Annotated in this window: 15 protein-coding genes and 2 tRNA genes; 11 read left to right on the top strand and 6 right to left on the bottom strand. The window is 47.0% G+C overall.

Features of this window, described 5'->3' with window-relative positions:
• Positions 1 to 9: 9 nt before the first annotated feature.
• The 4 genes from EL645_RS10775 (at position 10) to EL645_RS39210 (ending at position 2,452) form a co-directional block, all read left to right on the top strand.
• On the top strand, positions 10 to 261 hold the full coding sequence (locus EL645_RS10775; RefSeq protein WP_126550028.1) for a hypothetical protein: 252 nt from the start codon (positions 10 to 12) through the stop codon (positions 259 to 261).
• 573 nt (positions 262 to 834) lie between these two features.
• Positions 835 to 1,476, top strand: coding sequence for an RNA polymerase sigma factor (locus EL645_RS10770; protein ID WP_126550027.1), 642 nt, complete (start codon positions 835 to 837; stop codon positions 1,474 to 1,476).
• Positions 1,477 to 1,956: 480 nt separating this feature from the next.
• Entirely contained in the window at positions 1,957 to 2,106 is a 150-nt protein-coding gene (locus tag EL645_RS39215; RefSeq protein WP_161977288.1) for a hypothetical protein, read from the top strand.
• 187 nt (positions 2,107 to 2,293) lie between these two features.
• Positions 2,294 to 2,452 (top strand): hypothetical protein, encoded by a 159-nt coding sequence (locus EL645_RS39210; protein ID WP_161977287.1) that lies wholly within the window; start codon positions 2,294 to 2,296, stop codon positions 2,450 to 2,452.
• Here the strand turns inward: EL645_RS39210 and EL645_RS10765 are convergent, their stop codons facing one another.
• Entirely contained in the window at positions 2,453 to 2,650 is a 198-nt protein-coding gene (locus EL645_RS10765; RefSeq protein WP_126550026.1) for a hypothetical protein, read from the bottom strand.
• Positions 2,651 to 2,780: 130 nt separating this feature from the next.
• Between EL645_RS10765 and EL645_RS10760 the strand changes: the two genes are divergently transcribed.
• Both EL645_RS10760 and EL645_RS10755 read left to right on the top strand, forming a co-directional pair.
• Positions 2,781 to 3,335: a DUF3592 domain-containing protein gene (locus tag EL645_RS10760; protein WP_126550025.1), complete on the top strand. Its 555-nt coding sequence runs from the start codon at positions 2,781 to 2,783 to the stop codon at positions 3,333 to 3,335.
• A 56-nt stretch (positions 3,336 to 3,391) separates the two neighbouring features.
• The gene (locus tag EL645_RS10755) at positions 3,392 to 3,790 is read left to right on the top strand and encodes a hypothetical protein (protein ID WP_126550024.1); all 399 of its coding nucleotides are present in this window, start codon (positions 3,392 to 3,394) and stop codon (positions 3,788 to 3,790) included.
• A gap of 93 nt (positions 3,791 to 3,883) precedes the next feature.
• On the opposite strand, the gene EL645_RS46325 is transcribed toward EL645_RS10755, so the two are convergent.
• Positions 3,884 to 5,530: a glycosyltransferase family 39 protein gene (locus EL645_RS46325; protein ID WP_126550023.1), complete on the bottom strand. Its 1,647-nt coding sequence runs from the start codon at positions 5,528 to 5,530 to the stop codon at positions 3,884 to 3,886.
• A 423-nt stretch (positions 5,531 to 5,953) separates the two neighbouring features.
• Here EL645_RS46325 and EL645_RS10745 point away from each other — a divergent pair, with 423 nt between their 5' ends.
• Positions 5,954 to 6,565, top strand: a complete 612-nt coding sequence (locus EL645_RS10745; protein ID WP_161977286.1) for a Uma2 family endonuclease — start codon at positions 5,954 to 5,956, stop codon at positions 6,563 to 6,565.
• A 153-nt stretch (positions 6,566 to 6,718) separates the two neighbouring features.
• Here the strand turns inward: EL645_RS10745 and EL645_RS10740 are convergent.
• The 4 genes from EL645_RS10740 to EL645_RS10725 all read right to left on the bottom strand — a co-directional run bounded on the left by EL645_RS10740 (position 6,719) and on the right by EL645_RS10725 (position 8,373).
• Positions 6,719 to 6,792 (bottom strand) — tRNA-Val (locus EL645_RS10740).
• A gap of 69 nt (positions 6,793 to 6,861) precedes the next feature.
• A tRNA-Leu gene (locus EL645_RS10735) sits at positions 6,862 to 6,941 on the bottom strand.
• A gap of 62 nt (positions 6,942 to 7,003) precedes the next feature.
• Positions 7,004 to 8,056: a hypothetical protein gene (locus EL645_RS10730; RefSeq protein WP_246035340.1), complete on the bottom strand. Its 1,053-nt coding sequence runs from the start codon at positions 8,054 to 8,056 to the stop codon at positions 7,004 to 7,006.
• A 2-nt stretch (positions 8,057 to 8,058) separates the two neighbouring features.
• Complete coding sequence (locus EL645_RS10725) at positions 8,059 to 8,373, bottom strand: hypothetical protein (protein ID WP_126550020.1); 315 nt, start codon at positions 8,371 to 8,373, stop codon at positions 8,059 to 8,061.
• 551 nt (positions 8,374 to 8,924) lie between these two features.
• On the opposite strand from EL645_RS10725, the gene EL645_RS10720 reads away from it, so the two are divergent.
• The 4 genes from EL645_RS10720 to EL645_RS10705 all read left to right on the top strand — a co-directional run bounded on the left by EL645_RS10720 (position 8,925) and on the right by EL645_RS10705 (position 13,220).
• A complete protein-coding gene (locus EL645_RS10720; RefSeq protein ID WP_307720573.1) occupies positions 8,925 to 11,276 on the top strand; it encodes a serine/threonine protein kinase in 2,352 nt (783 codons plus the stop codon).
• Positions 11,277 to 11,286: 10 nt separating this feature from the next.
• Positions 11,287 to 12,237 (top strand): tRNA (adenosine(37)-N6)-dimethylallyltransferase MiaA, encoded by a 951-nt coding sequence (gene miaA, locus EL645_RS10715; protein WP_161977284.1) that lies wholly within the window; start codon positions 11,287 to 11,289, stop codon positions 12,235 to 12,237.
• 119 nt (positions 12,238 to 12,356) lie between these two features.
• The gene (locus tag EL645_RS10710) at positions 12,357 to 12,635 is read left to right on the top strand and encodes an Lrp/AsnC family transcriptional regulator (protein WP_126550017.1); all 279 of its coding nucleotides are present in this window, start codon (positions 12,357 to 12,359) and stop codon (positions 12,633 to 12,635) included.
• A gap of 21 nt (positions 12,636 to 12,656) precedes the next feature.
• Positions 12,657 to 13,220: a GNAT family N-acetyltransferase gene (locus EL645_RS10705; protein ID WP_126550016.1), complete on the top strand. Its 564-nt coding sequence runs from the start codon at positions 12,657 to 12,659 to the stop codon at positions 13,218 to 13,220.
• Positions 13,221 to 13,233 lie beyond the last annotated feature (13 nt).

The raw sequence follows: 13,233 nt of genomic DNA, 5'->3' as shown, positions 1-13,233 counted from the left end.
TCATCAGATATGTCCGAGCAGTATGGGCAAAAAGATAAGAGTAAGCAACCGACTGAAGCGGAATTATATGGAGCCCAGGGTAACGAGGGTCAGTATGGCCAGGGCCAATATGATAGCGAAGGCAAGCCCGATCCTCATGGTCCTCAGGCTCGGGAGATCCATCCTGATGACCAGGAGCGCAAAAGTGGTTCCCGTCCTACGCCCGACACCAAACCCAAAGCGACCGATCCAGCAACTCAGCCTGAGGTACCACAAGACTAAACATTTTTATCTAGTAACAAAAAAGCGATGGCAAGAGAGCTATCGCTTTTTTGTTACTATTGCTACCATTAATCTATTGTTATTGGCGCAGCCATTGTTTTCCCGTTATTTAATTTGTGCGGTGGTGGAAAGATGCGCCTGCCACGCGCATCTTTCCACCACCGCACAAATTAAATAAACGTGTTTGGACGCGAATGCGTCCGCCCGCAAAAAAGTTATCCACATATTAGAACACTTGTCCACATACTTATCCACATTCCCAAAAAAAGCCTCTTACTGCTGTGCTTATTTGTATCAAAAGCATAGCTAAGAATCGTAAACTAAGAAAGAAGCACAAATCCTCTCAGAAAACCTCCGTTATATACCTCAAGCTTAGAATAAGATAAGAAGTAGATTAGAGAGAGATTAGAAATCGAATCTTAGAGATTTTTAAGCTATCACCAAGGTTTTATTAATCTCTTAAAATTACGCTTAGAGTGCTTTATAGTAGAGTTTATCAGCTCGAAAAACGCTTGCAATTTCAACCTGAAGAACCTATGCTATAGGTGTCAAAAGAAAGTGAGGTTGTTAATTATGCAAGTTAAAGAACGCACCCGAATTCAAAAACCACAGAATAATGAAATTACTGATGGAATGTTAGTTACACGGACACTCGCAGGAGATCAGAGTGCTTTTGAATTATTAGTGCAACGCTATAACACACCGCTCTTCAATTTTATCTGTCATTTATTAGGTGATTATGATCTGGCTTGTGACGTTTCACAACAAGTCTTCTTGCAACTCTATATCTCTATGCCAACGCTGCGTACTGGCGAGCCTTTAAAAGCCTGGTTGTTCCAGGTTGCACGTAACCGCTGTTTAGACGAGCTACGCCGCAAACGTTCAATCCATTTCTCCGAGCTAGAGGCCAGCCACGACGACGACGATCTATCTCCTCTTGATATCATGCCAGACACCCAGCCTTTGCCAGACGAGATGGCTGAGCGCAGTGATCTGCAGCAGGCCTTGCGCAGGGCTATCGATTCTCTGCCACCCAAATTCCGGTCCGTTGTACTGCTGCGTTATGCCAGCCAGCTGAGCTTCTCAGAAATTGGGAAAACCCTGAATATGCCTGAAGCGACAGCAAAAACATACTTCCAGCGTGCGCGCCCATTATTGCGTGTGGCGATGGCCAAACACTGGAAACCAGAGCAGACGGAAGAAGCCGCTTCTTAATACTTTTTAAGGTTTATTAGCTGTTTGATAAGAAAGCTTGGAAAAACTGAAACTTCTTTCTAATGTTATTCGTGTTAAAAATAGATCGCACATACGAATAGCGTAGAGGGAGTTCTTATGAATAACGTATCACTGGACCTGCTGAAAACGATTTTGACAATGACTCGGATATCGATGAGATTTTTGAGCAAATAGAACAGTTCGAGCCGCCAGTCGATATGGTCGAGCGTATTATGAACGCTGTTGCGCAGCTTCCTCTTAGTTATGAAAAGCCTGCGTCACCCTGGGCAGATTTAGAAGTACTGGCGATGGCAAAATAGATCACTTTCTTCATAATGACAATATAATATAGACTTCGGAAGGCAAGCCCCCACTGGCTTGCCTTTTTTTATATGCAAGACATGACTTATTTCTGGCCTGGCTTGCTTAGATAGTGGGGACAGTGTAGACTAGGGTGAGATTTTTTTCTGGAGATTATTGATGCGAAACATTGCTTTACAAACGTACGTCCTGCTGGCCGGCGCTGTCTTAATCCTGGCCGCCGTTATTATTGCTGTAACAGGTGGTACGACCTCTAATTATATGACCGTGGGTGGTATCGGGCTGGTATCGTGCTTGCCTACTTCATGACCCGACCCCGTAAGCAGAGCTAAGCTGTATCTACCTCTATTCCGACTTTGAAATAGTTCCACATAAGAAATTATTCCCCATATACAACAAAAAGTAGCATTGTATTTTGTAGTATGCTACAGTTTATCCGGGTGTAAATAATAACTTATGTGTCATTTATATATTTCAACGGAAGGAATCAAATATTATGGTACAGGATGTACTGAAAAAAGTTAATGCAGTCTCCTTTGTGCATATCACTGATGACAAGACTGGAGATACCGTCCTTCACATCCCTGCCTGGGTCATTGCCGTGGTCGCAATCGTCATTTTTAGTCTGATCCGCTTACGCAGAGCTCTCTCATAATCAATCCAATGGCTTTATTAACCGTACCAGCCGTATCAGGCCCTTTCCCCCTGTTTGTTCATCGCTCTGGAAAATAGCGAGCTGGAAATCAGATTGAGCCAACTCTTCTTTGAGGGTTTCTTCGGTGAACCAATGCACAAAACCCTGTCCCCCACAAAATGTGTCGCCCGGTTCCAGGTAACTGAACCGGGCAGCCATATGGATTTCTTGTGAAAAAAGGAAGCCTATCATTTTATGCGCGTTGACTGCCTTGCGACAGCGCCATTTGGGAAATCGTTATATGGCACGTTAATATATTTTATTAATTGTATTGCAAGGAGTGCTGGAGATGCCAAAAGTTAGGCGGCAAGCACGCGAGGAAGTACTAATACCTGAGAAAAGATCGTTCGTAGGAGACCTTAAGCTCACCTTCAATGAGGCTTTCGGTAAGACCCCTGCTCCAGGTTGTGGTCTGATTATAGCAATAGTTATATTATTTATGGTCATTTTCGGTTGCTGGAAGATCGCAGACTCATGGATTTTGGTTACACGTGGAGTCTCGACCACAGGGTACGTTTACCAGTATGACGAAGCTATTGATTGCAACATACATACTAATGATAGTTATGATGTATTCTTTGAAACTCGTGATAATCAAGAGGTAGATTTTGAAAGAGATGCCAATGGTTCTTGTTCACATACCTATGCTATAGGGGACAAAGTGCCTGTGCTCTATAATCCTGGTAATCCGCATGACGCAGAGGTTGCTACTTTTAGAAACCTCTGGTTGACGCCAGTTGGCATCACTATACTTGCTACATTTATGTGTTTATGTGGTTTAAAAAGAGGGAGCCCTTTTATCAAGTATCTTCATCAACAAAAACGCCGCAGACGGTATGAGTGAAATTAGTACCTAATTTGTATTGTGTTTATTTACTCAAAATGCTGAAGGGATTCCATATGCAAAAGTTGATGTTCAAGCGACCAAAAAGGTTTATCGCTGGCCTCTTTCCCTATGTATTTGCAATGGTTTTTGATATCTGGTTCACTGGTATCAATCCTCACCCCGACCTCACACTTTCCGCGCTCGTAGCACTGTTGAATGGTCTCTTACTTGGCTTTGGCCTCTGGCTCATATTGGGCTATCCATACTTTCCCAGAAGAACGCCGCTAGGTCTTGGCTGTCTTATACTTGTCATATCCCTTGCCGTTTTTATTGCATTCAGACATCTATTTAATTATGGGATACTCGGCTCAGTTGTTTTCTACATAGTTGGTGGGGCAGGTTTAATACTGAGTTGTCAAATTCTGGCTGGCACCCTGTTTGCTCAGCCTAAAAGAGAGCGTAAATCAGTGTAATTTAAAGGGGCACATGAGAACAGCGCTATTCGCATCTCCTTCCAGCCAGATCTCTCATCAGTAAACCACTATACTGCAAAGCATACGGTACCGTCATCTATTGTTACATCGCTCAACCATCCATGCTCCCTGGTAGTAGAGTACCTGGTAAGAGTGGCAATTGATTTGTTCGCCGCCTTTGAGGATTGCGATATATGATGGGGCTGCTGTCAACTGCGGTTCTGTCAGATAGAAGTAATATTTGCGGTAGCTCAGAACCTTGTAGGTATCGCCAACAGCGATGACTGATGAGTGGTGCTGAAAATCGTAGGGATCTATATGCAAAAAATAGAGGAGATAGACATAATTCATTGGGATACTAGCAGAAAAATAGATGGGCTCTCCAGACGTTGCCTGAGTTTTGGTGGTAAGGAAAGCTTGATCCAACCCATCGTTGAATGCATAGCCAATGTAACTATTGTAGTTTGTAAAATAATCACTACAAAAAAGCCCACTATAGCTTAGCGTAATAGCCAGGATGACTATCAGGAAGAGCCATTTAACATTCTTATAACTGATATCGTTAAACAGTCCACTGATTCCGATTGCGCTTAGCGCTATTAGTGGTATAAAGATAGCATTACTGCGATTGATATTGAGCGGAACAAGAAAGAAAAGGGGCAGAGTTGCGACCAGCCAGATGACGAAGATGGTGGCATCGCCATGTTTCTTAAGGCTATAATAGACGCCTAAGGCCGCGCCTGGAAGTGTTACCATGCTGAGTGGTTGAAACCGATTCAGATTATTTGAGATTGCGCCGTCACAAAAATCGCTGATGAGGAAATGTGTATTGAAGGCCAAAAGATTTTGACCATTGTTGATTTGAGTTAAGCGGCTACTAATAAGCAATGGAATAGTGAATGGTAAGTGAGTAAGGAATGTGGGAGTGTAATGCAATATATTGTTATCCAAGATGAATAGCAAGAATGGCATTGTGAGAAGCAGGAATATCCCCAGACTGAGCAAGAAGCCTGTTTTATAGGCGAAAATTGTTTTATGGCGGATGAGAAAATAGGGTCCCACTATCCCTGGAATAATCAGGATCGCTATACCATATGCATAGCAGGAAAGTGCCAGGAACATAAGTGAAAAAGGGAGAAGCACTTTTCTAGCGGAGGAAGTATAACAATAAACCATGGAGGCCACGCCGATCAGGAGAAAGAAAGGGAGTAGATTTGATTCCAGACTCCATCTTGACAGCATAATATGCCATGGTGTGAGGCTAAGCATAAGCATTGCCAGAAGTCCAGTCCGAGTATTATAGAGTTTTTTAATGAAAAGGTAGAGCATGATCAAAGTCATGACACCCAGCAGCGTAGGTAAAAATCTGGCTCCAAAAGTATTTAGTCCAAATAATTTGATAAAGGGAATGTTGAGATACGATTGCAATACATTTTGACCTGATCCCCATGACGGAAAATAGATCGGAAATTTGTTGCCCCAGCGATCGGTACCTCTTGTTAATAAGGCGTACGACTCGTAGGCCGCGCTTGCCTCGTCCTGACCAATTCCAGCCGGAAGTGATGGGAATTGAACGAAGCGTATTATGCCGCCTATTATGAGGATGCACCAAAATAGTATCTGTGTACGTATCCTGTTAATGCGTTTATAAAGGGAGATGCCAAAGGTTATTATTGTAACATCTTCGGCTTGAGATTGCTCTGTCTTGATATCTTCTGTGATTGTTTTATACCTTTGCATCCTTCACCACCACATTCCTACTTTGAGACTATTATCAGCATCCTATGGCTATAAATGCTCGATCTATTAACATATTCCTTTATTAATCAGTATAAAACAGCATTACAAATGGAGATAAAAAGATTGCGCAATAGTCAGACTAACATCTTCAACTCGTTCGTTCTTTTCTCTCTCTTCTGGGCTATCTATATTGGGCCTCCCGCGATTTAGACGCTTCAGCGCAGGGACTGTTGGCGCATATCTCGGCGCGCTGGGACATCGAAGTCCTTTTTGCCGATGGCAAGGAAGAGTTCGGCCTTCCAGCCAGATCTCTCATCAGCAAACTGCCATACTGCAAAGCATAAAACTCGTATGAGGGAAATATGATATGATCTAAAGGGTCCAGACTTCTTAGGGAGAAATAACAGTATTGGAGGAATGGTCATGGCACTCCCAGAATATCTATTCATGAGCGTAGAAGACTACCTTGCACTCGACGATAATAGTCATGATGCGCGCTATGAATACCTGGACGGGGAAGTCAGAATGCTGGCTGGTGAGAGCACGTACCATTCCGCACTCATTTCAAGACTTGGAGCCATGCTAGGGAATGCTCTAGAAAACAGTTCATGCTGGACATATAATTCTGATATGCGCCTGGTTCTTTCAGAGTCTTACTATGTCTACCCCGACCTCAGTGTAAGCTGTGATGAAAACGATCATACACTGGACAATTCTATACTTCATCCTTGCATCGTTGTCGATGTCCTCTCTCCCAGCACTGAAGCAATTGATACAGGAGAGAAACTGCGTGCCTACTTAGAACACCCTACTATACAAGAATATGTCATTGTTGATTCACTCAGCATATGGATAGAGGTCTACCATCGTGAAGAGGATGGCTGGAAATTCCGAACTTATGGACCAAATAGCATGGTCAAGCTTGAACATTTGAAGATCCAATTTTCCGTTGATACTCTCTATCGGGGAATGGATCTCCAGGCCACACGCAGACTAACAAAGCGGAAAAAAGCCAATAACCAGAGAAACTCCTGAGGCCACTGATGGTACCGTCAACTCAACCGCACGAAGTCAACTGAGAAGAAAAAACCAGCCATTCTAACGAAGCAGTAGGTTTGAAACGCCAAAAAGCCCATCCATAGCTTTGCTGTCTGCTTACTATGGATGGGCTTCTCAGGCTTATTCAGGTGGGCGATTAGGGATTCGAACCCCAGACCTACTGCGTGTAAAGCAGCCGCTCTAACCAGCTGAGCTAATCGCCCTTGTGTGTTGTCTTGCAGATACGGATTAGCATCCGATCCGATTTAATCATTTCGGATGCTATAATCAAGTGCCCTCGAGTGGACTCGAACCACCACGCCTCTCGGCACAGCCCCTCAAGCTGCTGCGTATACCATTCCGCCACGAGGGCATGTCCTGCTGGACTACGTGGATTATATTAACACCGATGACGCTATTTTGTCAACAGTTTTTTTAGTGATTTTCCGTGCCATTGCCAAATCGCGTGAGTAGCCCTCCTGCCCGGTTACCCGCTTTTACAGGGACTCGGTTCGGTAGGGTTATGCCTGTCTGGATGGGTTTGAGCGCCTCGGTATCACTACCAGTAGCAGCAGTTTTCTTTCCTATAGTTATTGGTTGCAGTTGTTCTGTGTTGATGCCTGAGGCTTTGACGAGCCGGGTTGGGCGCGCTATACGGGTGCTGCTGGTATGGGGCTGGAACTGGTTTGTTTTATATTGCGGATAAGCAGGCGCTTCGTTGTAAGCTGGCATGTATGGTGTGAGCGGGACAGCTCCGATACCGGCCAGCATGGGTGTCGGTGGGATCACACCAATTTCGGCCAGCATGGGTGTTGGCGCGACCGGTGCCAGTTTTTCTGTGGTGGGGAAACGGACCGCAGCCAGGCTAGTGCGCGTCCAGGCGGAAACGCCTGCTGCCGGCACAATGACTGTCTGGCGGCGTCGTATTGTCAGGCCTACCCCTGCCAGGATGATGGCCAGCAACATGATGATACCAATGAGTAGTGGTTGTGGCTGCGTGGATTGTTCGGCTGCTTGCGCAGAGGCGGTTGTACCATCCCGGGTATTGGAGATAGTGGCTATCTGCGGCCTGGCTCCTGTATTGTTATTGCCTTCGTTCTTGTTGAGCCAGAGTTGGTGACGTTTGGCGTTTGCCAGTTGTTCCCAGTTTTGTTCATTCCCAATAGGTATGTACGACCGCGTCTGTGGTGTCGGCTGAGCTTTCGGGGTCTGTGTTGGCTGTGTCGTTGGATCTGGTGGTGGGGCCTCGTTGCGATAGCGAGCCATCAGGTTGATAACCTTGTAGGCCCAGTTGCCAGAGCCAGAGGTTCCAACGTAGGGTCCACTGATACTGTAGACGGTAGTGGCTCCCTGACCAACATATCTGTTATTGAGCAAATTGAACCATTCAGTGACGGCTGCGGCGTAAGAAGGGTAGACGGTGTAGCCATCGTAGGCCACTGGATAGACGCCGTTGCCACGTACACTGCCTGGATTGCGATCTCCCAACCCTACACCTGCCATGCCATCGTTGGTCTCGGTCCACCACACGCCCAGCGCAAAGGCATCATCAATATGGGTGTGCGCGAGGCCTGCTCGACGATGGCTCCGGTGCCAACCATAGGGCTTCCCGCCTGGGCAAAAATATGATCTACAGCGGCGGCTGAGAGTGAGGGCCCTCCAACAACTGACATGTCTGCGGCTTTACTACTTTGTTGTGTCTGCCAGAAAAATCCTACCACTCCACTTGCTACAATTATGAACGAACTGAGCGCGAGAAATAGATGAGTTTTTTGACGACTACGAGATCTAATTATGCTTGTCATACAAAATACCAACCTTGACTCTCTTACTAACATTTGCTAGAGACATTATAAACAGATGCATGAAATAATACTTTGCAGGGCCCATACTTTTTTGAACGAGAAGTGTAATATATTTCGTTGGTAGTAGATATGAGCATCGCCAGCCAGGTGCGATGTTGCCTCTGACTGCCTGTACAAGTGGCTGCTTTGTTCAGTGCGCTCTTCTTTGTTGGGACTGCATCAGGTTATTAAATACCTGATTGATGGGTTGATCTGTATCTATGTATTAGGTATATCAAGTTTGTGGCACAGCAAGTTATTGATACTAATAGTACTTATGCTTGTGTACGTTTTACTTTGTAACAATAATTTACGTCAAATTATGTGTATGATTCTGCGCAGGAACAGTCATATAAGTGGTAGTAGTGCGATCAATTGAATTGTAACATGCCCCAGGAATTTAGAGTGTAATCTACCTTCCTAGTAGGTAGTAGGTCCTAACGGGGGTATGCTATACTGAAGGGCACATATCGTATCCCGTACAAATGCAGTGAAAAGATGGGGGGCTCACAATCAGCGGCCGATCGAAACACCAAACCGGTCTTCTGGACCGCGGCACCTTTCTTCATAAGCGCTACCAGATCCAAAGGGTGATTGGAAAAGGTGGCATGGGTGCGGTATATCTGGCGAAGGACATTAAAGAGCAGGGACAACTCTATGCCATTAAAGAGATGAGCCTGTCTTTAATCCCGCCAAATGAGCAGCAACAGACGATCCACAACTTTAAGGTGGAGGCAAAGATGTTATGGTCTTTGCACCATCCTAACCTGCCCACCGTACACGGTGTGTTCACCCAGAATGATCGTTACTTTCTGGTGATGGATTATATTGATGGGTTTACGCTGGAGGAACTGCTGGAGCGCAATAAGGCTCCCTTCCCCGAGCGGCGCGTATTGGATTGGGCACGTCAATTATGTGATGTGCTGGCCTATCTGCATAGCCATAGTCCACCGATCATTTTCCGCGATATGAAACCCGGCAATATTATGTTGACGCGCAGTGGCCAGATTAAGCTGATTGATTTCGGCATTGCGCGTTTTTTCCGTCCTTCACATGCCCCGGATACTCAGGTCCTGGGGACGCCCGGCTATGCTCCTCCTGAGCAATATGGGAAGGCCCAGACCGATGAGCGCTCGGATATTTATGCGCTTGGCATGACGATTTTTCATCTGTTAACCAATACATTGTCAGATGAGGGGTTTGGGCTGGAGAATGTGCGCGATATTAATCCGCGTATCTCTCCGATGGTGGCCCGAGCCCTGGAGAAGGCGACCAGCATCAAGCCAAGTGAGCGCTATGAGAGTGTAGAGATGTTCCGCCACGCCTTGCTTGGTGTGGGTACCTTTGGCTTTGCAACTGGCGATGTGGCCTCGACCCCCGAAGAACTGGCTATGCTATGCGCCACCTATCCTGAAGAGGCTGCGGAATACCTGCTGGACCAGGAGATTGAATCCTGGCTACTGGATCTGGGTGAGGATGAGCTGTCAGAGGTTGCCAGCCACCTGGCCAGAACGGTAGCGGACCCGGTAGATGCGATCGAGCAATTTGTTGAGGCTGTTTATCTCAGTAAAACTGGTACGACCCGCTATCCTACTCCGCCAGCGATCAATGCGAATAATACGGTAAGCAACGTCAATGTACAGGTACGCAATCCAACGGTACGTCATCATACGCCACCACCTGTAACCCAGGCGGCGGCCAGCATAAACAATCGGCAACGCCCGCCTCAGAAGGGGCATATGGCTATACCTGTTAGTCCGCGTGTACTGGACTTTGGGACGGTATATCCGGGCCTCTCGGCGCCATTGAAGATTACCATTGGAGATGAGGCAGGCGAGGTTGTCAGTGGAACCGTGCATACCGACGATCCCTGGATTCAGTTGAGCCAGACGACCTTTAATGCGGCTCAAGCTGAGATTGGTGTGCGTGTAAATAGCTTGCAGCTTAGCCGCCAGAGTCATTATAGTGGGTTAGTCGTGATCACCCTGGATGACGATGTGCGCGGTGAGCTGCATGTAAAGGTGGAGGCGGAGGTTCAGGGCTTTATCGTGCGCAATAAGCGCCATCCGGGCCGCACAAACGGGGCTGATCTAGACTATTATGATGATGATGAATTAGATAGTCAGGGTGAAATGCCTGCTGTAAGAGGTAACGGGCAGGTAATGACACCTCCAATACTCCAGCGAGCCGGTGGTGATCTGGCTAAATATGGTACGCCTCAAATGGATGACTGGGACCCCTGGCCTATAGGGTCCACTACACGGCGCTGGCAGTTGTTGATACTTACCCTGGCCTGTTCCTTTATGATGGCCAGCCTGGCGTATACCTGGCTAGCGCCATGGCATCCTCTCCCATTGAACGGACCAGCGCACAACAGTAATCCTCTGTTCTTATTAACGCTTTTCATTTCGATACCGGTAGCGACTATTGGAGCCCTGGTATTGCAATTTGAGCGCAACTGGCGCGCGCAAGATGTCTATAACCGTGTATTGACAGGGATGGCCAGCGCCCTGGTGATACTTAGCCTGGGCGAATTCATCTGGCAGCTTGCAGTGCGCACGCAACTGGGTTGGATACAGTTAGTGGTCATGCTGGTCGCAGTGGCGGTTGGGGCGACCACTGGCGTCTATCAGAGGCCCCATCGTACCATTCTGGCCATGATCAAAAGCGTCCAGACCTCGACTCGTCAGTCGCGCTGGATGATGATTATTCTTGCCCTCCTGGTTGGATCTACCCTCGGCATTTTCCTGACCTTTGGCTTTGGCTTCAACCTCTTTACAGTATTTGGTATCCTGTTAGCGGTAGCCATTACTGTGGGATTAGTGGAGCGTGTTGATTATCTGGTGAAGTACAAACGTCTTTAGAAGGATTGCTGTGGGGAACGAAACAAATATAGTGCAGCCAGACCTGGTAGTAATACTGGGTCCGACTGCTTCTGGTAAAAGCGCCCTGGGTATTGCGCTGGCGCAGCGCTTTAATGGAGAGATTGTCTCCGCCGATTCACGCCAGGTATATCGTGGCCTCGATATCGGGACCGCCAAGGTGACCCTTGAAGAGCGGGCCCTGGTTCCACATCATCTGCTAGATGTTGTGGAGCCGCAAGAGGTTTACAGTGTATCGCAATTTCAGCATGCGGCGATCGCCGCCATCAATGCCATCCTGCAACGCGGGCATCAGCCTTTGTTGGTTGGGGGGTCACCACATTATATACAGACAGTAGTTGATCATTTCGATATCCCTACCGTGCCACCACAACCGGAGTTGCGCGCGCAGCTGGAGGCCCGCCCTTTAGATGATTTACTGGCGCAACTTGAGCAACTGGACCCACAAAGTGCGAGCAGCATTGATCGCCAGAACCCTCGTCGTGTGATTCGCGCTCTGGAGGTTTGCCTGGTAACCGGACAACCCTTCTCACAGCAACGTGGAACCTCCAATCCCCTCTATCGTTGCCTCTTGCTGGGCATTGAATGGCCGCGTGCGCTACTGTATCAACGTATTGATAGTCGTATCGATGAACGTCTACAGCAGGGCCTGGTGCAAGAGGTGCAAGAGCAACTGGCAAAAGGGCTTAGCCATGAACGCCTGGATGCATTTGGGCTGGAATATCGTTTTGTTAGTCGCTGGCTGCGAGGCGAATTCACTAGCGAGGCCGAAATGGTGCAGCGCTTAAAATATGCCTCGCACGACTTCACCCGTCGCCAATTAAGCTGGTTCAGACGCGATAAACGCATCGTCTGGCTCGATGGTCAGGCAAACCTCGTTGAGCAAGCGACTACAGCTGTACAAACTTTCCTGAAGCATACAAAAGAAATCTCCACACTATAGATATTCCGCTACACACGAGGTAGTAATGCCCACAAGATTGGAGCACATAGGATATAATAAGAGGACTTATCCTTCGTGATGGCTTTTAATCGCGTGTGTTAAAGAAAGGGAATAAAGCAATGGTTACCGCACTTGTCTTGATCAATGTGCAACGGGGCACTGTGAATGAGACCGCACAGCGCTTGATGGAAGTAGATGGCGTGGCGGAGGTCTATTCTGTGACTGGCGAATATGATCTGGTTGCTTTATTGCGTTTCCAAAATTATGAAGATCTGGCCAGTGTTGTTACCGATCATATGTTGAAACTTACTACTATTACCAAGACGCATACATTGATGGGTTTTAAATGCTTCTCACGGGCCGATCTGCAGCAAGCCTGGGATCTTGGGGTTGAATAAATAGAAAACAGTATTATTTCTATGATATTGACAACAGAACGACTTATTCTACGTGATTTCGATGAACGAGATTGGAAACCGACACTAGAGTATCAATCTGATCCCGAATTCTTGCGTTTTAATCCCTGGCATGAACGGACCGAGCTGGATGTGCATTCCTTGATACGGATGTTTATCAATTGGGGCCGTGAGCGCCCGCGTAAGAAGTATCAGTTGGCGATTGTGCTGCGTAAGAATAATCAGCTGATCGGTAATTGTGGTTTGCGTATGAGCCATGCGCAGGCCGATATGGCTGATCTGGGCTATGAACTGGATCGCCATTATTGGGGCTATGGCTATGCGACTGAGGCATCACGTGCCTTGCTGGCATTTGGCTTTGAACAATTGCAGCTTCATCGTATCTGGGCTTACTGCCTGTCTGAAAATGTTGCTTCAGCACATGTGTTGGAGAAAATCGGTATGCGTTATGAAGGTTCTCAGCTTGAAAGTGAATGGATGAAGGGTCGCTGGTGGGATACCATGTTTTATGCGATGCTGGAACGCGAGTGGCAGAACCTGAGAAGGCAATCGTATGAGCGTAGATAGCAAAGTACCATCC

Origin of the sequence: Dictyobacter kobayashii (assembly GCF_003967555.1) — a bacterium.
Classification (GTDB): Bacteria; Chloroflexota; Ktedonobacteria; order Ktedonobacterales; family Ktedonobacteraceae; genus Dictyobacter; species Dictyobacter kobayashii.
The sequence above is the reverse complement of the archived record's forward strand: the minus strand, read 5'-3'. Positions and strand labels throughout refer to the sequence as shown.